We start from the raw sequence: 25246 nt of genomic DNA on the forward strand, positions 1-25246 counted from the left end.
AAAGGTAGAAGGCAGAAAGCCGTTTTTGAGTGTACCCAAATCATGGTATTAGTGATACAGCAACCGCTAAGACCCTTATGGGCTCTGAATTACTCAAACCGTTACTTTTATTCTATTTTCCTCCTTCTCTTACCCTTCTTACCGGAGCATCGTAGCCCCTAGCCTAAGCGCCCCTTTTTACCCTAGCGACGATAATAATTACCTATGATGCCCTTAAGTATATGTCAGAACTTCAGGCTGAAGGTAAAATTAGGCACTTAGCTTTGATAGGACTTAACGGTTTAAGAGGGGCTAGGGGCTAGGGGCTAGGGGCTAGGGAAGACGGAAGAAGGGTTTAGAATCAGGGTTTTAAATTTAGAATGTCTTAACTGCCTTGGCAACTGCTATATCAGAAAAATATTGGGGGCAACCCGAATCAAATACGGGAATGTTGAACGCTACCAGCTTAAAAAAATATAAAAAAATGCTGGATGCTTATGGGAATTGGAGTTGATTTCAAAAGTTACTGAGTGTACTTAAAAATATGCCGATAAGCACAATGTTAGTATCTCTAATATGTCAGTTCGATACATTCTAGATCGAACAAAGGATGGGCGATAGGGAAGATCGAGGAAATGGAGAAATAGGGAGTATGCGGGAGATGGGAAAGGTGCTAGGAGTGTAGCCTTCTGGATACAGATCGCATCGCCCCAGATCGCCCCAGCACCTTGTAGCGAGCGTTAATTCAACAAATATCTAGGAACTGGGGTTACGTAGCTGAAGTTACGGTGTATCAATTTAAAAAAGCCCTTAGTTGAAAATACTGACTAATATAAATTTATGATGAAGTTGCATAAAACTTACTAGACAAGATGAGGGGAATAAGAGATATTATACTTAAGAAGCGAAAATTTACATAATATAGTCTAAATTAACAGACTGATAACAGACTTAATGGCTCTTAAGCCAAGTTAAGAGCTTCTTTATAAGAACTATCAGGGGTTTTATAAGCGTAGTAATTCAACACTTAGAAAAGGGAATCAGCCATGAAATTAATTCGGAAAGCAACTCTAACAACAGGATTGTTGATAGCCGCAGCTACATTTGGAACGGCTGCCCCTGCTCAAGCGTTCTCTCTCTACTTTGGTGAAGATTTGGGACAGGGAGAGCAAGTGCGCCTAAATGCCACTCCCAACGCTAATAGAGCCAGAGATGAGTTCCTCTCTAACCTCATAGGAGTAGGAACTGAAAACTTTGAGCGTTACTCAGTGGAAACGGAGGCTCCTCTGTCCATCAGTTTCGGCAGTGCTGGAACCGCCACTCTCCTTGGCAATGGTTTTATCGATAGTGTTAACGGAAATACTACTAATGGAGTGGGACGCTATCCAATTTCTGGTAATAAATACTGGGAGGCTAGCAATCTATTCGGGATTACCTTCTCAAAGGCAGTAGCTGCTTTCGGCTTTTACGGGGTTGATATTGGTGATTTTGAGGGACAACTAACGTTAACGCTGTTGAACACTCTTACCAATTTCCAGCAGACAGTCACGGTTCCCCATACGATGCAGGGATTAGGCGGTGGAGTGCTCTATTTTGGTTTGATTGCTGAATCGGATGAACTGTTTGACCGAATTATGTTTGGCAATACTGCACCAGGAGTAGATTATTTTAGTTTTGACAACATGACGGTGGGTAGCCTCGAACAAGTTGTGCCAACGGAAACGGTTCCTGATGGAGGCCTTGGTCAAGGATCGTCGCAACCAGTACCCGAACCCTTGAGTATGGCGGGGATGATCTTGGGAGGGGCGATGCTTGCTGGTACTCGGAAGTTGCGCCAAACGGCAAAAAGTGGTGACTAACAAAGGCTGAAATGGCATTGAGCAGTAAAATCCGATCGTCTTTATCCCTTGCTAAGGAACTTTTTCCTTAAAGTTAGGAAATCCCTGGGCGTTGCAGTTGGTAACTTGCTAAGCTTGAGCTAATTGCTCCCGATGAGGGAAGTTATGAAAAGTTGCACAGAAAAAATCGCTCTGCTTCATTGTAATTATCAAGTCAAAGTTCGTACTCTGAAATGGTTAGTTGCTATCCTAGCAGCAACACTGACGATCGCAACAGTAGGGGCAGTCAAACCTGCACCTGCTGCTGAGCTAGTAACGCAAGCTAACTCTAGCCAAAGGCTCAGCCCAGTACCCCAGATGAGTCCGCAAATAGAGACAGTACAACAAGACTTACTGGGTGGAATCTTACCAATTATTCTGATCGGTGGCGCAATCGTCTGCATTCCTCTATTTTTTGGGGGTTTGGTGGTAATAGGCGATCGCGAAGTCGGCATTATCAGCAAAAAATTTAGCTTTTCGGGAAAATCCCTGCCCCCCGGCCGTTTAATTGCCCTCGATGGCGAAGCTGGATATCAGGCCGATACCTTACCTCCAGGGTGGCACTGGGGCTATTGGCCCATACAGTACAACGTTCGCAAAGAACCCGTTACTGTAGTCCCCCAAGGTGAAATTGCTCTAATTGTCGCCGCAGATGGTGCGCCCATTCCGCCGCAGCGCATTCTCGGCAAAGTTACAGATTCTGATAATTTCCAAGATGCCCGTAAATTCCTCAAAAGTGGTGGGGAAAAAGGTCGCCAACTGGGTATTATTACCACTGGTACTTACCGTATTAATACTGCTCTGTTCACGGTAATTACTGCTGCTAACGCCGCTAAACATGGCATGAGTGCCGAACAGTTACGCCTCTACAGTATCAACCCCGATAAAGTTGGAATTGTCACCACATTTGACGGTATCCCGATTGAAGCTGGCGAAATCGCGGGAGAAACGATCCCCGATCACGACAATTTCCAAAACGCTCAGAAATTCATCAGTGGCGGTGGTAGGCGCGGGTTGCAAGAACAAGTTTTGCTCTCTGGTTCTTGGAACCTGAACCCTTGGTTTGCTGGTGTCGAACAAGTGGCGATGACAGAAATTCCGATCGGCTATGTTGGCGTGGTAATTTCTTATGTAGGCAATACCTCGGAAGATGTCAGCGGTGCTGCTTTTACTCATGGAAACTTAGTAAATCCTGGCAATAAAGGTGTTTGGGTTGCACCTCTTTATCCTCGCAAACATCCGCTCAATACTCGGATTTTAAAAGTAGAGTTAGTGCCTACTACTAACATTGTGCTTAACTGGTCGAGGCGCATGGAAAGACATAGTTATGATTCTCAACTTTCGTCTCTGACTGTGTGTTCTAAAGATGGTTTTTCCTTTGATTTAGAAGTATCACAAATTATTCACGTCGGGGCTTTAGATGCTCCCAAAGTGATCTCGCGGGTGGGTTCGATGCAAAATTTAGTGGATCATGTTTTGCAACCGACTATTGGCAATTACTTTCGTAATTCTGCCCAGGCTTATACTGTGTTGGACTTTCTGACGGCTAGAAGTGAGAGACAAGCGGAGGCTGCGGAGTATATTAAAAGCGCACTTCGTTCTTACGATGTGCAGGCAATTGATACTTTGATCGGGGATATTTTGCCGCCTGCGGAACTGATGCAGACGCAAACCGATCGCAAAATTGCTGAAGAACAACGCAAGACCTATGATGTGCAGCAAATGGCTCAAACTCAACGGCAGCAGTTGGTACGGGAAACGGCCCTCGCGGATATTCAGCAAGAAATGGTTAAATCTGAGCAGGGTGTGAAAATTGCTGAGTTGAAGGCGAATGCTCAAATTCAGGAAGCAATGGGGGAGGCCGAGTCAATTCGGATGACGGGAAATGCTAAGGCTGAAGCTTATCGCGCGGGGGTGGTGGCTTTGGGAACTTCTGGCTATACAGCGTTGCAGCTTATGCAGGTAATTGGCGATCGCCAAGTTCGGGTTGTTCCCGATGTTGCTGTCACTGGTAACGGCGGTGGTACGGGGTTAATTGATGGGTTACTGGGGATGATGCTGTGGAATCAAAATGGTAAGCACGAAAGTTCTGATCCTACAACACAGGGAGAATCGACTGTTTTGCCTTCTGTCACAACAGCAGTCTCAAATCCGGCGGGATCTCCTGCGGCTCAAAAAGCTAAAAGCGATCGGCACTTGCATAAATCGCCCCTAGATTCTCCTCCTTTAAGCTAGCTTGATTGTGGTAAGTTCGTATGTATTGATATTTTGTACCATTATCAATACTACGAGAAATTGACTCATGTCTGAAACGTTTTCAACTGAAATTAGCGATCGCATCTGCTCTCACATGAACGAAGATCATGGGAATGCTGTAGTGCTTTACGCTCAAGCATTTGGTGGCATTTCCAGTGCAGCATCAGCACAAATGCGGGCAATTGATGCTACTGGCATGAATTTAACTGCTCAAGTCAATGGCGAAGATGTGCCCGTCCGTGTTAGCTTCGACCATATTTTAAAAGATGCCGAAGATGCTCACCACACTCTGATTGCTATGGTTAAACAGGCGCGGCAACTTAGCGAATAAACTAAATTTAAGCGATGTTAGGCTTGCTAATTCTTTCGATCTCTAGACTTACACACCGAGCGCGAAAACAAATCAGAGATTGTTTGGGGATTAGTTAATTCCTGGCAATACTTCCGACTGCTTCGCTGCGATGCCTTCGGCCGGCGTAGCCATCGCAACGACGAAAGATGCTAAGCTTGCCTAATTCCAAGCACAACTACCAAGACAGTTAGGACGTTCTTAAATTACGGAAATTATTGCTTTGATTGCATATTATTTCTGATTTAAAACTGCTGAATTTTGCAATAAATCTAAAATCGTTAAATTCAATGATAGAAAATCCTCTTTATCCTAAAGGCAGTAATGCTGTTATTGGAGACGAAAATGCGCCTTTGTCTCCACTTGTAAAAAAACTAAATTTAATGATTTTGGCGCGTTACCCACTACTATATATTGTCGCCGCCGAAGAAGAACCCGCCGAAGAAATAATTTCGCAAGTAGCACGAGAGCTAACTCCTTCGCGCCGAATTTTATTGTGGGATATTGTGCGCGGCTGGGATGACAATGGCTCTGCTAAAGGCTCAGTAATGGCAGCACTGGATCGAATTAGCAAAACTTCGGCTGAGGAATATACAATATTTGTACTGCGCGATTTACATCCTATTTTGAAATATCCCTACACAGAAAAAAATGCTCCCGCAGTTCGGGAGTTGCGGAATTTGGCACGGGAATTAAAGCGCAGCCGTAAGACGATAATTTTAACTTCTCACGTACTGGAATTACCAGAAGAATTGAAGGAGGAAGTAACAGTAGTTGACTTTCTTTTACCCAACGTAGAAGAGATTAATTATTTAATTTCTCAGTTTACCGATCGTCCAGAACAGTTAGAGATGAGCGACCTAGCAAAGGAACAGTTAGTAAAAGCTTGTCAAGGATTAAGTAGAGCTAGAATTAGGCGGGTTTTAGCTAAAGCCTTAGCAGCAAAACAGCAGATAAATGAGTCCGATATAGATGAGGTATTGGAAGAGAAGCGACAAGCAATTAGGCAGACGGGAATTCTAGAGTTTTTTACGACAAAAGAATCGCTAAAAAGTGTAGGGGGATTAGATAATTTAAAAGAGTGGATAAAACTGCGACAGGATGCTTTTACTGAGGAGGCTCAGCGCTACGGTATACCTAATCCTAAAGGAGTTTTGCTCGTAGGAATTCAAGGTAGTGGTAAATCACTTGCTGCTAAAAGTATTGCTCATGAATGGCATTTACCACTGTTACGAATGGATACTGGGAAGCTATTCGGGGGAATTGTAGGGGAAAGTGAAAGCCGCATTAGGCAAATGATTGAGTTAGCAGAAGCGATCGCGCCTTGTGTTTTGTGGATAGATCAAATTGACCTGGCTTTTGGGAATATTAATAGCGCTACAGAAAGGGATTCAGGTACGTCGCGGCGGGTATTTAGCAGTTTGATCAATTGGATGCAGGAAAAGACAAGTTCTGTGTTTATTGTGGCAACTGCAAATAATGTACGAATGTTGCCGATTGAGTTGTTACGAAAGGGTAAATTTGATGAGATTTTCTTTTTAAGTTTGCCCCATGAAATGGAAAGGTTAGAGATTTTTAAAGTACATTTGCAGCGGTTGCGTGGCGAAAGGTTAGGAGAGTTTGATTTGGCTTTGTTGGCAAGGCGTACTCAGGATTTTAGTGGTGCAGAAATTGAACAAGTTGTGATTGACGGGTTATATCGGGCATTCGGGACTTTTGTCAATGGACAGCGTAAAGATTTGACAACGGAGGATATTTTAAGTGCAATTGAGGATACTGTACCATTGGCTGCGTTCGCAGGAGATAGAATTCAAGATTTGAATCAGTGGGCGACTGAAACTGGGGCGAAAATAGCATCTAAGGATAAGTATTAGAAAGAAGGGGCTAGGGGCTAGGGGCTAGGGACTAGGGAAAGAGGGGGAGATGGGCGAGGGGGGAGATGGGGGAGATGGGGGAGATGGAGAGGATGGGTAATTAGCGATTAGCGATTAGCAATTAGCAATTAGCGATTAGCAATTAGCAATTAGCAATTAGCAATTACCAATTAGCAATTAGCAATTACCAATTACCAATTACCTATCTACTTCCACCCGCAGACTCATCTTTTGGTGGATTATCTTGTCTCTGGGCGTAAATATTTCCTGATTTTTCAATTAATCTTGAATCTCGTTGCTTTGATATAATGTCATTACGAGGAACCGATTTAAGAACTGTCGAAGCTTCAGCGACTAAGGGGTGCGCGATGACTACCCTGGCTGAAGGCATCGCAATTGCTAATGCTGCGGTTCCGGTCAAAAATAGAGAATGCACTCTGGAAAAACTTAGCTTCATCTCCATCACCAAGAGAAAGCGGTCTATGTTTTTCAATATTTCACGGCAATCGAGCTCAATGTTTGTCTGTGTAGTTAAAACTCACAAGGTAAGAGGAAAAGATAGCTGCATACACATCTGTGAATCTGCCTACACAAAGACACTACTTTTTTACTTAGGGGGCTAGCTTAAGAGTAAATGGCTAATGGCTAATGGCTAATTGGTAATTGGTAATTGGGATACACAGATTTTACAGATTCCTCTGATTTCACAGACTAAACGATCGTGACTCTAACTAATCCGTGTAATCCGTGTAATCGGTAAAATCCGCGATCGTAACTGGTAATTGGGAGGAAAGTTAAATGATTAATAAGTGAAATTAGTTGCTTTATTGCTGATTTATGGTTGTATTTAACCGTACAAAATTCCCTATAAAACTAAAATATTTAGCAATACACTAGCATTAACTATAGGAAGCAAAGATGAATCAATTAGAGTTCACGAAAGCATTTACAGCTTTGACACCAAGACAGCAAGAAGTGTTGTTAAAAGTTTTAGCTGGTGAAAAAGATGCAGATATTGCTGCTTCGTTACATATCACCAAAGAAACTGTGAGAAAACATATTGAAAATATTTGCGAAGCCTTTGGTTTGAGATATCAACAAGATCATGGCTTATCGCACCGCCCTAATTTAATTGCTCTATTTGCTAAATACAGACCGGAATTATTTAGCCGTTATCCTCAAAATAGCAGAAATAATACTCAAGTTTTGCTCAGCTACTACCGTAGTTTTGAACTAGATTTAGGTTTAATATCGCAGTTAGATGCGGCATTAAAAGCTAATGGGTGTAGAGTCTTTCAAGCTGGCAGTAATCTGCGAATGGCAAAAAACGGCCCACAGCAAATTTACGCAGAATTGAATCAAAGTGATTATTTATTGCTACTTTTATCGCCGCTTTCAGCTTGCAGCGAGATGGTGACAGAAGAGGTAAGGACTGCCAAAACTCTGCAAGGTTCGCGGGAGGGCAAACCTGTAATTATTCCGATTCGGATTAATTGCCCTTTTAGTTTACTAAACCATGATTTACGTGGCTATCTTCAGGGAATTAATGATTATGAGTGGTTGAAACCTGATGATACAGCAAAAATTGTCACGAGAATATTAGAAGTGATATTAGGCAGCAAAAGGCAAGAGGAAAAAGTAGTAGATAGCGGCTTAAATTCGTCTACAAATCAAGAGAAAGGAAGAAATTTAGAAACGCCAACAGCTTTCCCGATAGTTTATGCTTTGACTCCAAATTACCCACCACAACCAATAGCAGAACCGGAGTTACCGAGAGGACAAGTCGAGTTAGCTTCTGCGTTTTATGTGGAAAGACAAGGAATTGAAGATCGTTGTTATGAGGCGATCGCGAAACCAGGTGCATTAATCCGCATCAAAGCGCCTCGCCAGATGGGAAAAACTTCTCTAATGGCGAGAATTCTTCGCCGCGCCGAGTTGCAAGACTTTGCCGTAGTCCCTTTAAGCTTTCAGTTGGCAGATAGTAAAGTTTTTACCGATTTAGAACAGTTTTTGCGGTGGTTTTGTGCAAATGCTGCTTTGCAGCTAGATTTGCCGGATCGCTTAGCTGAATATTGGAATGGGATTTTTGGTGCTAAAGTAGCTTGTAAATCTTATTTTGAAAGATATTTGCTAGCAAATATTACAACTCCTTTAGCTTTAGGTTTAGATGAAGTAGATGTAGTGTTTAGATATCCTGAATTAGCCGCTGATTTTTTGGGATTGTTGCGTGCGTGGCACGAGGAAGCTAAAAATCGGGATATTTGGAAAAAATTGCGTTTAGTTGTCGTACACTCTACAGAGGTTTACGTGCCGATGGATGTCAATCAATCGCCATTTAATGTAGGTTTACCGATTGAGTTGCCGGAATTTAAACCGGAACAAGTGAAAGAATTAGCATTGCGGCATGGGTTGGCTTGGGGTGCAAAAGAAGTTGAGCAATTAATGGCAATGGTGGGAGGACATCCTTATCTGATTAGGTTGGCTTTCTATCACATTTCCCGACAGGAAATAACTTTGTCAGAATTGTTAGCAACAGCACCGACTGATGCGGGACTTTATAGCGATCATTTGCGGCGGCATCTGTGGAATTTAGAACAGCATCCAGACTTAGCAGCCGCTATAAAAAAGGTGGCAGATAGTGCTAGTCCAGTGCAACTAGAGTCAATGCAAGGTTTTAAGTTGCATAGTATGGGATTAGTGGAGTTTCAAGGTAATCAAGTAAGGCCCCGCTGCAATTTGTACCGCAATTATTTTAAGGTGCGTTTAGGAAATGAATAATTAAAAAACTAGAGATAAAAAGTTGACATGAGATATGAAGTCAATTTAGAATATACTTATCAAGTTGGGGGCTGCTTGCCGCTAGATGCACCAACTTATATCACTAGAAAAGCCGATATTGAGTTAATGGAAAGTTTGAAAGCCGGAGAATTTTGTTATGTGTTAAATTCACGCCAAACTGGAAAGTCTTCCTTGCGAGTTAGAACGATGCAAAGGTTGCAAGCTGAAGGTTTTGCCTGTGCAGCAATTGACTTAACGGCAATTGGCAATCGCAATATTGAAGCTCACCAATGGTATGCTGGTTTAGTTTATAGTTTAGCTAATGGTTTTGATATTTTAGATCGGTTTGATGTCAGTCGCTGGTGGTGCGATCGCGAACTACTTTCTCCCGTGCAAAGGTTTAGTCAGTTTCTTGAAGAGGTGCTGTTAAAAGAGGTTGCTCAAAATTTAGTCATTTTTATTGATGAAATTGATAGCATTCTCAGCTTGAACTTCCTTCCTGACGACTTTTTTGCTGCGATCGAAGCTTGCTATAATAGACGTGCAGAGGAGGTAAAATACAGGCGACTTACTTTTACAATCTTGGGTGTGGCAAACAAGAGCGATTTGATAATTGACAAACATCGGACGGCAATTTTTAGTATTGGTAGAGCTATTCATTTAGAGGGTTTTCAGTTGCAGGAATGCCAGCCTTTAGCCGCTGGGTTAGCTGAGAAATTAGAGAATGCTGAGAATGCGATCGCAGAGATATTATCTTGGACGGCAGGACAACCATTTCTAACTCAAAAGCTATGCAAACTATTAATACAAAAACTTCTGAATAATTGTCAATCCCGAATCCTAAATTCTCCAACTGAAGTTTCTGAGTTGGTAAATTATTTAGCCATTAATCAGATCGTAGAAAACTGGCAAGGACAAGATGAGCCAGAGCATTTAAAGACAGTGCGCGATCGCGTACTCAGAAAATCAGATCGACCTAGCCACCTGCTAGAATTATATCAGCAAGTTTTGCAAAACAAACAAATTGTTGTTGATGATAGTTCTGAGCAATTAGAATTGAGACTTTCAGCATTAGTAGTCAAACGTGAAGGAAAGTTGGAGGTTGCTAACCGGATATACAAATCAGTTTTTAACATTAATTGGGTGGAAGAACAATTAGCACTTATGCGCGAGAATGCCCTTCCCATTTTTAATTCTTAATTTTTAATTATTAATTGCTTATGCCCTATAGCTTGGTTTTAAACTTATTGCCATCTTCGCCAATCCCACCCCAATTTTTGACTGGGCGGCATCTTCATGCTTTGTTCTTAAAATTAGTAAGTGCAGTAGATACTGATTTAAGTGCTTATTTGCACGATCAAGCTAATGAAAAAGCTTTCACCCTTAGCCCCTTACAAGTATCTAAAAAAGAAGGGCAAAAAATTAAGATAATAGGGGAAAATAAGAGAATCGATCCTCTAGGTTCTAGGACTTTACAGTGGGAATACAAACAAGTAATTAGCGGAAATACACCGATTTGGTGGCGTATTTCTCTTTTAGATGATAGTTTATTCGCCCGCCTGACTCAACTTTGGTTGCACCTAAATTTCGATCGCCCTTGGCATCTCGGCCCCGCAGATTTACACATTACTAGCATCTTAGCAGTACCGCAACCTGCCCAGCCTTGGGTGAATGCGATTTCCTATACACAATTATACGAGCAAGCTTCAGCAGAAGAACGGCAAATTGCTTTTAGTTTCTGCACTCCGACTAATTTCCGTCAAGGTCAATACGATACACCGATGCCAACTAGAGACACTATTTTTGGTAGCTTGCTAAATCGCTGGAATAAATATAGCAATATTCCTCTAGATCGTACTATTATCGAGCCTATTTTTCCCAGCTTTTTTGACATTCATACTGAAATGTTAGCTGATTCTCGCAGTAAATTTATTGGGTGTGTCGGCGAAGTTAGCTATCGAATTATGGGCGATGTTGAGCCGCTAAAGATTAAACAAATTAATGCCTTAGCAGATTTTGCTCTCTATAGCGGAGTGGGGAGGAAAACACCGATGGGTATGGGAATGGTACGGCGGCTGCAAGAGTTCAGTAATGCTAACGGTTACAGAATGTAAGATTACCGCGACCATCTGGATTTCCATTAGAAATCCACCCTTTCAGCGGGGATTCAATTTCAATCCAGTTAAGATTTTCCACTGTTCTAATGATTACTGGAACGTCTGTAGGTTTGACTATTTCTCCATTCCTGACTCGCCCTACTAGACGAGACTTAGTGGTAGCATCTGAATGAATTGCTAAACCATCTTGCGCTGAGGAATTGACACGGTAACAGGGGTTTTCAGCCAGAGATATTTTCATGGCTATGGCGGTGACAGTAGCTTTAAAACTGCCATTAATCCAACAGCCGTATTCTATCTCTCCTGAACCTATGGTATTAACATCGCGGCTGACTCTATACCAATAAGTCTCTAATTGTCTTTTCTCTGTATGGGGAGTATCAACCTCTCCAAAGCACTGATTTTGCAGTTCCATTCCTAACCCTAAATCCATATTAGATAGCCCAAACTCTAATCCTGCATCTTTGAGGTTTTCCCAAGGTTGCCACAAACTCCAACCTCGTTGAGAGATATTAGTAGGGCCATTTGGATTGTCTGGATTCGCTTTAACAGGTAAGGAGGAAATTATTAAGGTGGCGATAGCTGAAATCGCTAGAGTTGAGGGAAATAAATTGGGTAATTTCATGGTAATTATCTTGTCTAATCCCGTTAGACCTCAAAGGTTAACGGGATGAAAAAATTAGTAGATTGTAAGATTGAGCAATTAGTTAGTTAGTTGAGGATGATTGTATCTGTTGTACCTGTAACCAAGCGGCTAAATCTGCTACATTAGAGAAGTCAAGCAGCGCTTCTCCCAAGTTTTCTAATTGAGGGATTGCTAATCTTTGAATCTGTTCGCTTAGTTGTGGTTCTAACTCCCCAAAACGCCGTGAAATCTGGCGTTGTAGAATTGCTACTTCTCCTCGCTGCATACCTTGTTGTACACCTTGTTGTACACCTTGTTGCAGAATATCTTGATAGGTGACTGATTCTCTCATAATATCCTCTCTGAATAATTGACGAATCAATTTTTTCTCAAACCGTAGACCAGCTAGGACGAAAACACAAGCTGAGATGTTATTCCGTTGCTCTGTTTCTTCAATGATAGCAACTTGCTGAGCAACTTGCTCTAATAAAGTATTAGGGTTGTCGCTTTGAGCTAAAGCAGCCAGGGGTAAAAGTTCTGGTGTAACTAAAAGTGGAGCGGGATTTTGTTCCCACATCCGAATAATTCGATAGCGGTGTGTCGTATAATTATCTTGATATTGATTCTGCAATACTAATTCTGAATTAGTACGTTTGAGGAAAATAACTACCTGTTCAATAGGTAAGCGATATTTCCTTGTTAATATAGCTTTATATTCAAGCATCCGCAAGGGAATTGGCGGATTTGAATAGGGTACTGTTTGAAATTCTAGATGCAGAATTTGGTTATCAGTTTGTAGCAAAACAAGAGCATCTGCCTCAATCGGTTCGGGTATAATTTCGGTTTTAAGTACCCGGATATTTTCCGGTTCTGTATTTAGTAGCCAGCGGACAAATGAGGCTGGAGATTTTTCGGCGAGATATTTACAAGTGTTGTCGTACATGACTCTACAATCGATTTTTACACAACTCAATTCCAAAGATTAGGTTAGTTGTTATCTCTACTGATAACTCCGCTGGCTTTTTGATACTAGAGCAACTTTTTACTCTTCTTTTGGCTTAATTTCGCTGACAATTTCATAAATATCAGTATCAGGAACTTTAGCAAATAAATGATTCATCTGCTTCAATATTTCCTGGTAAGCTTCGCTTTGATTAGATGCCATATCTTCTACGCTATCCCAGAAAATTATGGCAAGTCCTTTGTCTGTCTCCGGCAATTGTAGTAGGTATGCTCCCTTAAAACCATGAGCATAGGTTGATACAGCCTTTTGATAAAGTTGCTTGGCTTCTTCAAACTTACCGGGTTTAAATTCTCCGATGGCGACGTAGGCAAATTGATGCCGCAGAAAATCTAGAAATTCTGACATTAGTTTTACTTTGGGTAAAGGTTGATACACAAAATAGAATTTTACCCTATAACTGTAATTTTAGTAAATGCGGCTGTAAGTATTTATTTAAAAAGAAAAATTATATTGTGAGATGGGCAAGACTCCTGTCTGTCCTGATTTAGAGGTCGGTGGGAGGCTAATTTGTCTATACTGGATCGAGATTGAACAAAGTATGCTAGTATTAGCGCCAACTGTTGAAGCATTAAGGCTAGACAATAGCATAAGTCAGGAATTAGGATTCATAATTGATATATTATCCTGAATAGCTCAGGATTCAGAATTAAAACTCTAACTCCTAAATTATTTTTGAAACTACCAATAATCAATATGGCCTTAGTTAAAATTGTAATTGTTGAAGATGAAAGAATAATTGCTCTTGACCTTAAGAGCAGTTTAAATAAATTCGGGTATGAAGTCTGTGGAATATTTTCTTCGGGAGAAAAGGCCCTAGAAAAAATTGGCGAACTCCAACCGGATTTAGTTTTAATGGATATTCTTTTGAAAGGTAAGATGGATGGCGTGCAAACGGCTGAAAAAATTAGCAGCAAATTTCAGATCCCTATAGTATTTTTAACCGCTCACACCGATGAAACTAATTTGCAGAGAGCGAAAGAAACTTATCTTTTTGGATATATTGTCAAACCTTTTGAGGAAAGAGATTTGTACACAACTGTCGAGATTGCTCTTTATCGGGCGAAAGCGGAATCTGAAATTCGGAAAGCCTTAGAAAAAGAAAAGGAACTAAACGAACTAAAATCCCGATTTGTTTCGATGGTTTCCCATGAATTTCGCACGCCGTTAGCAACGATATTATTTTCGGCTGGTTTGCTGGAAAATTATGGTCAAAAATGGTCAGAAGATAAAAAAATTACTCATTTACAACGCATTCAAACAGCAGTCAAGCAGATGACAGTACTTTTAGAAGATATCTTAATTATCGGCAAATCAGAAGCGGTGAAACAGGAATTTAAACCCGTTACTATAGATTTAAAAAAATTCTGTATTGAAATTATAGAAGAATTGCAACTGGTGGCGAATGAACATGAGATTATATTTGAGTGTAGTGCCGAGAACACTGAGGTAGAAATGGATGAAAAGCTGCTAAGGCAGATTCTCTGTAATTTACTGTCAAATGCTATCAAATATTCCGATCGAGGGAGCCGGATTCATTTCGATCTGACTTTTAGGGAGGCTGAATTTACAACTAATGATTTAGAATTAAATCCTCCTGCAAAAGTTGCTATTTTCCGCATTCAAGACGAGGGAATTGGGATTCCCCTAGAAGATAGACCGCGAATGTTTGAGACATTTTACCGTGCTAAAAATGTGGGTACAATATCAGGGACAGGATTAGGTTTAGCGATTGTTAAAAGGTCTGTAGAGTTGCACGGAGGTCAAATAGAAGTAGGCAGCGAAGTAGGAGTAGGAACAGTTGTAGCAGTTACTTTACCTGTACCAAAATAGAGGTGAGTGGGAGTTGGGGTTGAAAACAGGAGATTACTGTTTATACATCTGTAACTGAAAAACTGGAGCGGCGATCGGTTCTTGACATTGCTATAGCCTTAAGATATACTTTTAACTAAGTATAGGGATGGCTGGTTATGAAGATTATAAATTTAAAATTAAAATTAAAGATGGTGGCAACTCGCCCTGACACTAGCTGATATTATATAAACACAAATTAATTGCATATTATTGCCTGTTAGCAATTGTTAATTGTTAACGAGCAATCACAGTTAACGGTTAAAGTTAACAAATGGGGGATGTTATGGATAGGGTAGAAATGTACAGGACAATTGAAACATTGCAGCAGCGAGTAAAGTTCTTAGAAGCAGAAATTACTCAACTGCTTGACAGTAGGAAGAGGGAACTGGAACAGCAGGTACTAGAACGGACGGTATGGCAACAGCAGGTGAAGCGAGAACGGCTTTTAGCGAGTACGGCCTGGGGGATTCGCCAGTCCTTGAATCTAGAGGAAATTTTGAGCGGGGTAGTCAAGGAAGTACGCAATTTGTTGCAGTGCGATCGCGTGGTTGTTTACCAGTTTGGCTCCAGAATGGACGGTACGATCGTTGCAGAATCCGTCGCTCCCGGTTGGTCTAAAACTCTGGGCAATTATATTCCCGACACCTATTTGCAGGAAAATCAGGCTTTAAAGTACCGCTGGGGACACAAGCAAGCGATCGCAGACATTTCTCAAGCTGGGTTCAAAGATTGTCATCGGGAATTATTAGAACGCTTGCAGATTCGCGCTCAACTCAGCGTTCCCATCTCGATCGAGCGACATTTCCCACTCGCGAGTCAGGAAACTCAAAACTCTACCCCACTGCTGTGGGGTTTGCTATTTGCCAATCAATGTTCTGCGCCGCGTCTGTGGCGAGAGTCAGAATTAGAATTGCTAGACGAACTAGGAGTACAAATCGCGATCGCCATTCAGCAGAATTGCTTGTTTGGTGAGTTGCACGCTGAACTCACAAAACGCCAACAATTAGAAATTGCCCTTACTGAAAGCGAAGAAAGATTTCGCTCCATTGCTAACAGTCTCCCTGTCTTATTATGGATGTCCGATCCCACCGGGGAACGCAATTTTTTCAATCAAACTTGGTTAAACTTCACGGGGCGCACTCTTGAACAAGAAATTAATCACAGTTGGATGCGAGGGTTGCACCCAGAAGATTGCCAGAAATCTGTAGAAACTTACCTTTGTGCTTTCCACCAACGGCAAAGTTTCCAAATAGAATACCGCTTCCGACGCGCTGACGGCAAATATCGCTGGCTGTTGGATAAAGGAGCCCCCAGATTCTCCTCAGATGGCAGTTTTGCCGACTATATTGGCTCCTGTATTGACATCACCGATCGCAAATGGGCGGAGGATGGGCTATACCAAAGCGAACGCCTCTATGCAACGCTAACAGAAGTCTCGCCTGTAGGCTTCTTCCGCACGGATGTTGAGGGGAAAAATTTATATAGCAACGAGCGCAGTTGCGAAATCACTGGCCTCGAACCAGGAGAAAGCGTAGGATATGGTTGGACAAAGAACCTGCATCCAGACGATCGCGATCGCGTTTTAGCTGAATGGCATCAAGCCATTCAAACAGAGGAAATATTTAGCTCCGAATATCGGTTTCTACGCCCGGACGATACTGTAAAATGGGTATTTGGTCAAGCCGTAGCTGAGAGGGAAGACAACGGCACAGTAGTCAGTTATATTGGCACTATTACCGACATTAGCGATCGCAAACAAGCTGAAGCCAAGTTGCAAACAGCCTACCAACAATTAACTTTTCACGTCGAAAACTCCCCTTTAGCCGTCATCGAATGGGACAAACATTTTCGAGTAAAACGCTGGTCAAAGCAAGCAGAAAAAATCTTCGGTTGGCAAGAAGAAGAAGTTTTGGGGCTTCACCCTAACGAGTGGTCAATTGTATTTGTCGATGAGATCGAGAGCGTGAATGAAGTATTAAGCCGCTTGCTGACTGGGATGGAGTCTCGAAATACTAGCTACAACCGCAATTATACCAAAGAAGGTGCAGTGATCTACTGCGAATGGTACAATTCCGTACTCTTTGACAGCGCCGAAAATCTGATATCTATCCAGTCATTAGTTCAAGATGTAAGCGATCGTAAAGGTGCAGAAACAGCCCTACAACATTTAGCCGGAGAGTTAGAAATTAGAGTTCAGGAACGAACGCAGGAATTAGCTACCACCGTGAAACTTTTACAGCAAGAAATTGCCGAGCGCGAGCAAGCCCAAAAAGAATTACTTGTGGTTAAAGAGCGCTTACAATATTTGCTATCCGCTAGCCCGACAGTGATTTATAGTTGCAAGGCAGAAGGCAATTACGCCACAACTTTTATCAGTGACAACATTGCCGTTTTGTTAGGATACAAACCCACAGATTTTATAGAAGAATCTAGTTTCTGGATTAATGGCATTCACCCCGAAGACGTACCGCGTATTTTCAATGAAATGATGTCCAATTTTGGCGGCAGTAAGCACATCCTTGAATACCGCTTTTTAGACGCATTCGGAAATTATGTTTGGTTACAAAATGATTTAACACTGGTACGAGACTCAGCGGGAAATCCCTTAGAAATAGTTGGTTCAATGATCGATATTACTGCTAAAAAACTAGCAGAATCAGCACTTTTAGCAGCTAAGGAACAATTACAAGCCGTGATCGATGCCGTCCCTGGATTTGTGTCTTGGATTGGTGCAGATTTGCGGTTTCTGGGGGTGAATCGGCAATTAGCACTGATGTTTAATCTGTCTCCCGATACGTTTGTTGGCAAGGAAGTCGGATCGATCGATTGTAATTTTAACTGTACAGATTTTATTAGTGATTTTTTTACTGCTTCTGACACCTCAACCAGTCAAGAAATCACCCTCGCACTTGCCAGCGATCGGTTATTACCTCAGAGCCGTACTTATTTAGTAGTTGCTCAGAAATATAACCAGGAACAAGCTGCGATCTTTGTAGGAATTGACATCACCGAACGCAAACAAGGCGAGGAGCAAATCAAAGCTTCACTTAAGGAAAAAGAAGTATTGCTCAAAGAAATTCATCACCGCGTAAAAAACAATCTACAAATCATTTCTAGCTTGCTCAAACTTCAGTCTAAATATATCAAAGATCCAGAATCAATGGTACTCTTTCTGGATAGCTACAACCGGATCAGATCGATGGCTTTGATTCATGAAAATTTGTACAGAACCACAGACTTAGCTAGAATTGATACTGCTGAATACATCCGCAAATTGGTATCGAACTTGTCTAGCTCTTATGGCTGTTCGTCAAGACTAATAGAAGTCAAACTAGAAATTGAAAGCATTTGTTTAGATATTGATACCGCAATTCCTTGTGGTTTAATTATCAACGAACTGGTTTCAAATGCTTTTAAATATGCTTTCCCACAGGGTCAGAAGGGAAAAATATTAGTGAGTTTTAAATTAGAAAATAACACTAACTTTGTTTTAAGAGTCAGCGATAGCGGCGTTGGCTTCCCTGAAAATTTTGACTGGGAGCAAACCGAATCTCTCGGATTGCAGCTAGTTGTGAATTTAACCGAACAATTAGGCGGTAATATAGAATTAGATCGAAGTCGCGGTACAGACTTTCAGGTATACTTTGCCAAGAATACCCGTACTAAATGAGCCGATATAAATTATCAAGGAGCTAGCAACACAGTGAAAAAAATTTTAGTTGTTGAAGATGAAAAATTGATTAGGCTTAACATTTTAGAGTGTTTGGAGAATGCCAATTTTGTGGCATTTGGTGCAGAAAATGGCAGCAAAGGTATTCAATTAGCAGGAATATATCAACCAGATTTGATTATTTGTGATATTATGATGCCCGACATTGACGGCTATTCAGTTCTAACAAAAGTACGCCAAAATATTGTTACTGCTACTACTCCTTTCATTTTTTTATCAGCTAAAAGTGAAAGAGAAGATATGCGTTTGGGTATGGAACTGGGAGCAGATGATTATATTACCAAGCCTTGTACGCCTACAGAACTACTCAGCGCGATCGCAGCCAGATTAGAAAAACATAATGCCTACATTCAACAGTCTGCTAGCGAACGCGATCGCGCTAAATCTTTACAAAAAAGAGTCCAAGAACTCCAGCAAATCAGTGAAACTAGAGAAGAACTACTAAGAAGACTTTCAGAAGACTTACGAGATCCGATGTCTAATATCAATATGGCGGTGGAAATGTTGAAATTAGCCCCTTCTCAGCAAGCTCGCGATCGCTACCTCAAAATTTTGCAGCAAGAGTGCGCTCGCGAATTAACAATCCTCAATCAAATCTCCAACTGGCAAGATTTTTTAACTCCCGAAAATATCCGGCTACTGAATAGATTGAATATTTCTAATAATTCTAATCAGCATAACCCATGATGAAATCATAGTACATTTAGCAGGAATGCTAGCAAACAAACTATTGTCGATCTTCATAGTTTAAGATTTATAAAAACTATTTAAGCAAAGAGAGGAGAATAAAAATAATGCCTAAAATCTTGGTAATAGAAGATGAAGAATTAATCAGAGAAAACATTTTAGAACTGCTGGATGCTGAGGAGTTTGAAGCTCTAGGTGCAGCCAACGGAAAAATTGGTGTAGAGATGGCAGCTCAACAACAACCAGATTTGATTTTGTGCGATGTGATGATGCCAGAACTTGATGGTTATAGCGTTTTAGCTGCTTTGCGATCGCATCCACTTACAGCCACCATTCCCTTCATCTTTCTAACAGCAAGAGCTGAAAAAGCTGACACCCGCAAAGGCATGGAGTTAGGAGCAGATGATTATATTCCCAAACCTTGTACGCCAGCAGAATTGCTAGCTGCGATCGCAACTAGGCTACAAAAGCAAGCCATAATTAACAAACATTCTGAAAAAAGAATGGATGATTTACGTAGAAATATCACTCGTTCTCTGCCTCACGAACTACGAACTCCCCTAAATGGAATTCTGGGTTTTACTGAAGTTCTTATATCCGAATACGACTACCTAGAACCATCAGAAATTAGGGAAATCATACAACGAATTCACTATTCTGGAAAGCGCTTAGAGCGGCTAATAGTAAATTTTTTAATTTATACAGAGCTGGAAATATTAGCAGCTAATCCACAGCGCATCAAGACACTCCGCGACACTCTGGTGAACTCTGCTGAAGCTGTGATTGCAGAACAAGCTTGCCAACAAGCTAAACAGGCACAAAGAGAAGCTGATTTACAACTAAACCTCCAAGATTTCTCCGTACCAATGGCGGCAATATGGCTAAATAAAGCAGTAGAAGAACTTACAGGTAATGCTTTTAAATTTTCGCAGCCAGGTACGCCAGTCAGGATATCAACTGTGGTGGAGAATAATATATTTATATTATCAGCAACTAACAAGGGTCGGGGCATGACCGCCGAGCAGATTGCTCAACTAGGAGGTTATATGCAATTTGAACGTAAAATTTATGAACAGCAAGGTTCTGGTTTAGGATTGAGTATTGTTAAACATATTGCTGAATTGCATGGTGGAAAATTAAAAATAGAAAGTATTCCCAGTAAAGAAACTACAGTTTTCGTTTTTCTTCCTTTGTAGATGTAAAGTTGATTGATTATTATACAAATAAAAAGCTACACTCTAAACTGTGCTAAGTAGTCGGATATAATTAAACTCCGGGTGGGCGCTCGCCGCAAAAAACCTGTAACTCATAGAAGAAGATGGTTGCGGCGAGCGCCCACCTTACAATTTATTGCCAAGGTACTCAACCTTCCAAGATATTTGACGACCTGAACGACCTGAACGAACAAAACGAAATCCTTCGTATTCAAAGCTGACTGAGTTTTTAGTAATGAACGAAGTAGATACACCAAGCAACTGAGCAATTTGGTTAGTTGTTAATTCTGATCGTTGAGATGCTGCTTTTTTCAGAGGCTCTAGATGTTCTGGTGGACGATTAACTTCCAGTAAAGTAGATTGAAATTGACTATCTGAGGAGGATAGGGATTCACAACTGGTACTAGATGAAGCCCGAATTTTAGAGAAGGATTGAGTAAAAGATAAAGCAATTCCAAGATTGGAAACAATCAAATAGGCGATAAAACTTGGGGAGGAAAAAGCAACTCGCCCGTATCTTACGATAGGGATCTCGCGATTATTATTGAAACGTCGGTCTGGTTCACCATCACGGCGAACATATTTCCAAGTTTTCCCAATAACTGTTGCATCACTTGGAAGCGACTCTTGCTCTACATATTCCAAATCTTGCAAGGATACCTGTACTTCATTGTAAGAAATTGCACTATAAACACCATCTTGAAATACAAAAAAGCGATCGGGAAGTAGATACAGTTTAATGCTTCCTGCATCAACACCCCAAACATCAACGTTAGTTTTGAGAAGATTGGGATTTTGCTTCCCAATTTTTGCTCGCTGTCGTATGAGTGCTGAGTTAGAGCCAGCATTTCTCTTCCAATCACCGACGGCGACTTGTGATTTCAATCGCCATGAGCTTTTTGTTGCAGATAGATTGGAAAAAGACGCAATACCGTCATAAAATTTCTTCTCTGAATAGTCATCAGAAAACTCATAAAAAAGTGGCGTTGTCTTGCGTTTAACATCTGCCTTGTAGACTACATAAGTAACAACTGCTAAAATGATAGATAATGGAACGAAAACAAACAGTAGAATTAATGTGGCAATTCCACAGTAGATAGAATAGTACGGACTTTTAACTCTTTTGTTAATTTGATCAATAATTTCTGCTGCTGACCTATCTAAAATTACTTCCTCGTAATCTTCTGAATCTTCATGTGTAGAGCCATAAGCTCTTTCAGGAGCTTGATAAGTCTTCTGTTGATATGTAGTACCTTTTTTACCAACTTTAATTACAGTATCTGGAACCTGCTGCTTTTTTTTAGATGAAGTCATTGTAATATAGTTAGTCCTTATGGGTTGGAATTGATTTATTCAAATGAGTGAAGTAGTGTTGGCTTCCTAGAACAATACCTAACGACAACATTACGATGAATATGAAACCAACAATCATGAACTTGGATTTTGAAAAGTTGTCAGCTTTGCGTGACTTTTCTGTAGACTTAGGTATGAAGTTACTAGGTGATAAAACTTTGTAAAGACGACTTGAAAATAAATGCAATTCATCCTGAGAAGTTAGTTTATAAATTCTATTAGATTCTAAAATTTTTGAATTTTTAACAGCTTCGATCAATTTAGGATCGGGGGAACTTGGACGAAAATTGTCCCACTGATATTCACAGCTCTCATAGAATAATTGAAATTCCGCAACTTTGAAAAATCTAGCTTCGTCTTTGTCGGCAATTACAAGATACTCAGCTTCATTTATACGTCCTTTTTTGAATAATCGATTAATGTAATAAATCGCCTGGGCAATAACCTTTGCTGCAACCTCTATATCGCCAAGTTTGACTGAATACTTGAATTCAAATAGAACCTTATTGACCACTAAATCATGTCTTTCCTGAGTCTTAACTGGTAGAGAAAACTCTCTGATATAAGCAGCCTTAACTTCTTCTTCATTGGTTGCACTCTGTAGAGCCTCAATAAAACTAAACTCCTGAGCTTCTGACCAGAGCTTTCCTTGTTGATTTGTTCGCTTTGCTTGCTCTTCCCACGCCCCCATAAAGAAAATTCCTAGCTGTAAAGCTTTATCAATGGTGACACTATCCTAACTTACCGCACCCATACCCTCAAGTTCAACGTGCCAACTGAGGGTGAAAAAACTTAACTATTAATTTAATTGTGCCGCATACTCAGCAAGCAATCAAGGAATTATCGAAAATTCATTTCCCTTATCCTGTAGTTAGGCCTGATCTTAAAGAGAAGGCTACCGCGCCCTTGGCTGTTCCCCTACAACTCAAAACTCCTTCCCTTTACCATCTTGACTACTCTAGGGCTAGCGTGGACTAGACTGGGTATGTTGATTTTGGTTAAAATATCATGAACTCTTCATCTAAAGGCCGCCTAGTTTGGAACCATTCCACCCACATCCCCGGTTTAATCCCCATCCTAGAGCGCCTCACCTATCTAAACGGCATTCAAACAGTCACTCCAGCCGTCATCGGCCATGTTAGAGGCCATATTCCCCGCTTAACATTAAGAGTATCAGTACCCATTCGCGGCGGATTTAAACTAATCGCCAGACAGGGTAAAACTGTACAAGAGGTATTTATATTAACAACTCTGAGTCAAGGCGACTTAGAAAGTGCGATCGCGCAAGCCTTACTCAAGGGGTGAAAAAGTTAAAAATTTTCAACTAATCCTTCCCACATATCAGTTTTCAATTGATTACGTACTGCTCTTGATTAGCAATCAGCAATTAGCCATTAGCCATTAGCAATTAGCTATTAGCCATTAGCAATTGTTGATTAGCTAACATTGCACGAGCCCGAACTGCCAAAATTTCATCTGTCTTGATTATTTCCTCAAGCCGAGCTAAAACCTCAGCTAACCAATTAGCCTGCACTGTCGCCGCAGCCAAAGCTTGCAATCCTCCCACTGCTGCATAGCGAACCACCCACTCCGGGTCTTGAGACGCTTGTAGCAGGGTTTTGCAAGCTATTAATTGAGCTTCTGCAACCCTTTCTGGTGGCAATTGTTGCCAGCAAATCGTCCCTAAACCCTTAGTGGCGGCGCGACGCACGCTAAGAGCAAAATCATTAATGGCTGCATCTACTAAAACCTCTAAACCGCGTGGATCTCCAACTCCCGCTAAGGCGCGAATTGCCCAAGCTCTAGCACCGTAATTATAGCCGTCAAGCTGTTCTAGTAAGGGCAGTACGGCGGGTTCTCCCACTTGAATTAGACCTTCAACGGCTGCAACTGCGGCACCGGGGTTGTTATAGCCGAGAACTGTAATTAAAGTGGGAATTGCGCTCTCTGAACCAGTTGCAGCTAAAGCTTTAACTGCATTTAATAAGCTATCGGCTGAATCTGCTTTTTCAACTTCACGAATTAGTTCTATTACCATTTATTTATGTTAAGACTTACTTACTCACTACTATTTTCTGTCATTACGACCCAAGGGAACTAATCTAAGGGTAGGAAGCCAGCCCGAAGCAATTGCTACTCTCGATTTTTCGTTGCTGTTACTAAGTCCTGTAAACATTAAGAGAGAGAACTTTAGAGCAAACTATCCATCAGGGTCATTACTTGGACAGATTCATCAGATAAATAGAGGGATGGTGTTTGGTTCAGGTGGTGTTCTAATATTCCTTTAAGAGCAATCAGTTTAAGGCTATTTTCTGCTAAAGTTTCTGCGATCGCCACAGCTCCGGGCAAATAACCGATCGCTCCTAAATCCATTAAAGCCGATCGCCGCAATTGCAAATCACCGCCCTCTAAAGCTTGAACTAGGCGATCGCCATAAACTGCTTGACCTGTTAACTGGTACATTGCTCGCGCAGCAGCGTATTGTACCCGTTCTACAGGATGGTCTAGAAATGGGGCAATTAAGTCTGTTGCCGATCGAGCTTGGAGGGTTCCTAATGCTTCAATCACGGCATCATAAGGCTGTACTAAGTGAGGTTTTCCTGGTACTCGCACCGCAGCGGCCAAACCCCCTTCTAGCAATTTTACCAGTGCCGGAATGACCGTGCGATCGCCTAGCATTTCTAATGCCTGTACCGCCGCTTCCCGCACGTAATAGTCGGAGCATTCTAAACATTTAATCAGCGTCGGTATCGCTTGTTTATCTTCCAGTTTCCCCAATGCCCGCGCTGCATTGCGTTGTAGGGAATAGTCCCCCGCTAGAGTCAGTTCTGACTCTTCTTCCAAAGCGGCAATTAAACCTGCAATTGCCTCTGGTTCCTTAACTCGAAACCGACCAATCCACCAGGCGGCATAATAGCGAAGGCTATAATCTTGGTGGCTCAAATTCGCGATCGCCACATCCACCGTTAAAGACTCGGCCCCACTCATCTCCGGTGGCAAACCTGCTTCTGAATACTCCATAATTCTTTATCTAGCAATCACCAAGAGGGTGAGAAAATTTTTAATTACTAAAACCATTAATTTAGATCGCCTTTTCTTTCAGACTTCTGCTATAAATGGTTAATTGCTAACAACTAATTCCCAAATGCTAATTTACATAACTAGCAATCAGTAATTAGCTATTAGCAATTAGTTATTAGCTATTAGCTATTAGTTCTGCTCGGCTTCGACCGCACCATTTGTCAATGGTTGAATGCTAACAATTGTTCCACCTAAGCGAGCAATCCGTTCCATTTCCTGATTCATCCGGCTGTAAGGCACGACGATTAATGTACTGCCAGAGCGAATCTGATAGTCATTGTGAGCCGTGTTTTCATTTTGGCGCAAGCCAGTCACTTCATAGCGAAAGCAGCGAGTGCTAGACGAGGAAGTGCTTGGTTTTCCAGCTACGTTTTGACTCAACATTGTGCTTTTCACTTCCAACTTTTGAAGATTTATCAACCAAATTGCCAATGCTTAACAGTTAACATTT

The 25246-nt window shown here is 41.3% G+C and carries 21 protein-coding genes; 12 read left to right on the top strand and 9 right to left on the bottom strand.

The window, feature by feature from the left end:
* Nucleotides 1-1025 precede the first annotated feature (1025 nt).
* The 4 genes from OSCIL6407_RS0108350 to OSCIL6407_RS0108365 all read left to right on the top strand — a co-directional run bounded on the left by OSCIL6407_RS0108350 (nucleotide 1026) and on the right by OSCIL6407_RS0108365 (nucleotide 6335).
* Entirely contained in the window at nucleotides 1026-1838 is an 813-nt protein-coding gene (locus tag OSCIL6407_RS0108350; RefSeq protein ID WP_007356950.1) for a PEP-CTERM sorting domain-containing protein, read from the top strand.
* 144 nt (nucleotides 1839-1982) lie between these two features.
* Complete coding sequence (locus OSCIL6407_RS0108355; RefSeq protein ID WP_007356951.1) at nucleotides 1983-4091, top strand: SPFH domain-containing protein; 2109 nt, start codon at nucleotides 1983-1985, stop codon at nucleotides 4089-4091.
* A 67-nt stretch (nucleotides 4092-4158) separates the two neighbouring features.
* Nucleotides 4159-4443 carry a DUF2470 domain-containing protein gene (locus OSCIL6407_RS0108360; protein WP_007356952.1) on the top strand — a complete coding sequence of 95 codons (285 nt, stop codon included), beginning with the start codon at nucleotides 4159-4161 and terminating at the stop codon, nucleotides 4441-4443.
* Nucleotides 4444-4751: 308 nt separating this feature from the next.
* Nucleotides 4752-6335: an AAA family ATPase gene (locus OSCIL6407_RS0108365; RefSeq protein ID WP_007356953.1), complete on the top strand. Its 1584-nt coding sequence runs from the start codon at nucleotides 4752-4754 to the stop codon at nucleotides 6333-6335.
* 202 nt (nucleotides 6336-6537) lie between these two features.
* On the opposite strand, the gene OSCIL6407_RS0108370 is transcribed toward OSCIL6407_RS0108365, so the two are convergent.
* Complete coding sequence (locus OSCIL6407_RS0108370; RefSeq protein WP_148288842.1) at nucleotides 6538-6828, bottom strand: hypothetical protein; 291 nt, start codon at nucleotides 6826-6828, stop codon at nucleotides 6538-6540.
* 425 nt (nucleotides 6829-7253) lie between these two features.
* On the opposite strand from OSCIL6407_RS0108370, the gene OSCIL6407_RS0108375 reads away from it, so the two are divergent.
* Genes OSCIL6407_RS0108375 through cas6 form a run of 3 tightly spaced genes read left to right on the top strand, consistent with a single transcriptional unit; the run spans nucleotide 7254 to nucleotide 11227 of the window.
* On the top strand, nucleotides 7254-9113 hold the full coding sequence (locus OSCIL6407_RS0108375; protein WP_007355345.1) for an AAA-like domain-containing protein: 1860 nt from the start codon (nucleotides 7254-7256) through the stop codon (nucleotides 9111-9113).
* A 27-nt stretch (nucleotides 9114-9140) separates the two neighbouring features.
* Nucleotides 9141-10313 carry an AAA-like domain-containing protein gene (locus OSCIL6407_RS0108380; RefSeq protein WP_007355344.1) on the top strand — a complete coding sequence of 391 codons (1173 nt, stop codon included), beginning with the start codon at nucleotides 9141-9143 and terminating at the stop codon, nucleotides 10311-10313.
* A gap of 20 nt (nucleotides 10314-10333) precedes the next feature.
* Complete coding sequence (gene cas6 / locus OSCIL6407_RS0108385; protein ID WP_007355343.1) at nucleotides 10334-11227, top strand: CRISPR-associated endoribonuclease Cas6; 894 nt, start codon at nucleotides 10334-10336, stop codon at nucleotides 11225-11227.
* Here cas6 and OSCIL6407_RS0108390 read toward each other — a convergent pair.
* The 3 genes from OSCIL6407_RS0108390 to OSCIL6407_RS0108400 form a co-directional block, all read right to left on the bottom strand.
* Nucleotides 11208-11855 (bottom strand): SH3 domain-containing protein, encoded by a 648-nt coding sequence (locus tag OSCIL6407_RS0108390; RefSeq protein ID WP_007355342.1) that lies wholly within the window; start codon nucleotides 11853-11855, stop codon nucleotides 11208-11210. The two genes, cas6 and OSCIL6407_RS0108390, sit on opposite strands and share 20 nt — an antisense overlap.
* Nucleotides 11856-11937: 82 nt before the next feature.
* The gene (locus tag OSCIL6407_RS0108395) at nucleotides 11938-12798 is read right to left on the bottom strand and encodes a DUF4351 domain-containing protein (RefSeq protein ID WP_007355341.1); all 861 of its coding nucleotides are present in this window, start codon (nucleotides 12796-12798) and stop codon (nucleotides 11938-11940) included.
* A 99-nt stretch (nucleotides 12799-12897) separates the two neighbouring features.
* Nucleotides 12898-13224, bottom strand: coding sequence for a hypothetical protein (locus OSCIL6407_RS0108400; protein ID WP_007355340.1), 327 nt, complete (start codon nucleotides 13222-13224; stop codon nucleotides 12898-12900).
* A gap of 348 nt (nucleotides 13225-13572) precedes the next feature.
* Between OSCIL6407_RS0108400 and OSCIL6407_RS0108405 the strand changes: the two genes are divergently transcribed.
* From OSCIL6407_RS0108405 to OSCIL6407_RS0108420, 4 genes are all read left to right on the top strand, one after another.
* Nucleotides 13573-14709 (top strand): hybrid sensor histidine kinase/response regulator, encoded by a 1137-nt coding sequence (locus tag OSCIL6407_RS0108405; RefSeq protein ID WP_007355339.1) that lies wholly within the window; start codon nucleotides 13573-13575, stop codon nucleotides 14707-14709.
* Between the two features lie 292 nt (nucleotides 14710-15001).
* A complete protein-coding gene (locus OSCIL6407_RS0108410; RefSeq protein WP_007355338.1) occupies nucleotides 15002-18400 on the top strand; it encodes a PAS domain S-box protein in 3399 nt (1132 codons plus the stop codon).
* Nucleotides 18401-18433: 33 nt separating this feature from the next.
* On the top strand, nucleotides 18434-19147 hold the full coding sequence (locus OSCIL6407_RS0108415) for an ATP-binding response regulator (protein ID WP_007355337.1): 714 nt from the start codon (nucleotides 18434-18436) through the stop codon (nucleotides 19145-19147).
* A gap of 107 nt (nucleotides 19148-19254) precedes the next feature.
* Complete coding sequence (locus tag OSCIL6407_RS0108420; protein WP_007355336.1) at nucleotides 19255-20343, top strand: hybrid sensor histidine kinase/response regulator; 1089 nt, start codon at nucleotides 19255-19257, stop codon at nucleotides 20341-20343.
* A gap of 144 nt (nucleotides 20344-20487) precedes the next feature.
* Here the strand turns inward: OSCIL6407_RS0108420 and OSCIL6407_RS0108425 are convergent, their stop codons facing one another.
* Both OSCIL6407_RS0108425 and OSCIL6407_RS0108430 read right to left on the bottom strand, forming a co-directional pair.
* Nucleotides 20488-21675: a hypothetical protein gene (locus tag OSCIL6407_RS0108425; RefSeq protein ID WP_007355335.1), complete on the bottom strand. Its 1188-nt coding sequence runs from the start codon at nucleotides 21673-21675 to the stop codon at nucleotides 20488-20490.
* A gap of 10 nt (nucleotides 21676-21685) precedes the next feature.
* Nucleotides 21686-22405: a hypothetical protein gene (locus OSCIL6407_RS0108430; protein WP_007355334.1), complete on the bottom strand. Its 720-nt coding sequence runs from the start codon at nucleotides 22403-22405 to the stop codon at nucleotides 21686-21688.
* Between the two features lie 317 nt (nucleotides 22406-22722).
* Between OSCIL6407_RS0108430 and OSCIL6407_RS0108435 the strand changes: the two genes are divergently transcribed.
* A complete protein-coding gene (locus tag OSCIL6407_RS0108435) occupies nucleotides 22723-23019 on the top strand; it encodes a DUF2103 domain-containing protein (RefSeq protein ID WP_007355332.1) in 297 nt (98 codons plus the stop codon).
* Between the two features lie 103 nt (nucleotides 23020-23122).
* On the opposite strand, the gene OSCIL6407_RS0108440 is transcribed toward OSCIL6407_RS0108435, so the two are convergent.
* The 3 genes from OSCIL6407_RS0108440 to OSCIL6407_RS0108450 all read right to left on the bottom strand — a co-directional run bounded on the left by OSCIL6407_RS0108440 (nucleotide 23123) and on the right by OSCIL6407_RS0108450 (nucleotide 25179).
* Nucleotides 23123-23752: a HEAT repeat domain-containing protein gene (locus tag OSCIL6407_RS0108440; protein WP_007355331.1), complete on the bottom strand. Its 630-nt coding sequence runs from the start codon at nucleotides 23750-23752 to the stop codon at nucleotides 23123-23125.
* 152 nt (nucleotides 23753-23904) lie between these two features.
* Nucleotides 23905-24735: a HEAT repeat domain-containing protein gene (locus tag OSCIL6407_RS0108445; protein ID WP_007355330.1), complete on the bottom strand. Its 831-nt coding sequence runs from the start codon at nucleotides 24733-24735 to the stop codon at nucleotides 23905-23907.
* 189 nt (nucleotides 24736-24924) lie between these two features.
* The gene (locus OSCIL6407_RS0108450) at nucleotides 24925-25179 is read right to left on the bottom strand and encodes a phycobilisome linker polypeptide (RefSeq protein WP_007355329.1); all 255 of its coding nucleotides are present in this window, start codon (nucleotides 25177-25179) and stop codon (nucleotides 24925-24927) included.
* Nucleotides 25180-25246: the final 67 nt, after the last annotated feature.

The sequence above is a fragment of the Kamptonema formosum PCC 6407 genome, assembly GCF_000332155.1.
Classification (GTDB): Bacteria; Cyanobacteriota; Cyanobacteriia; order Cyanobacteriales; family Microcoleaceae; genus Kamptonema; species Kamptonema formosum.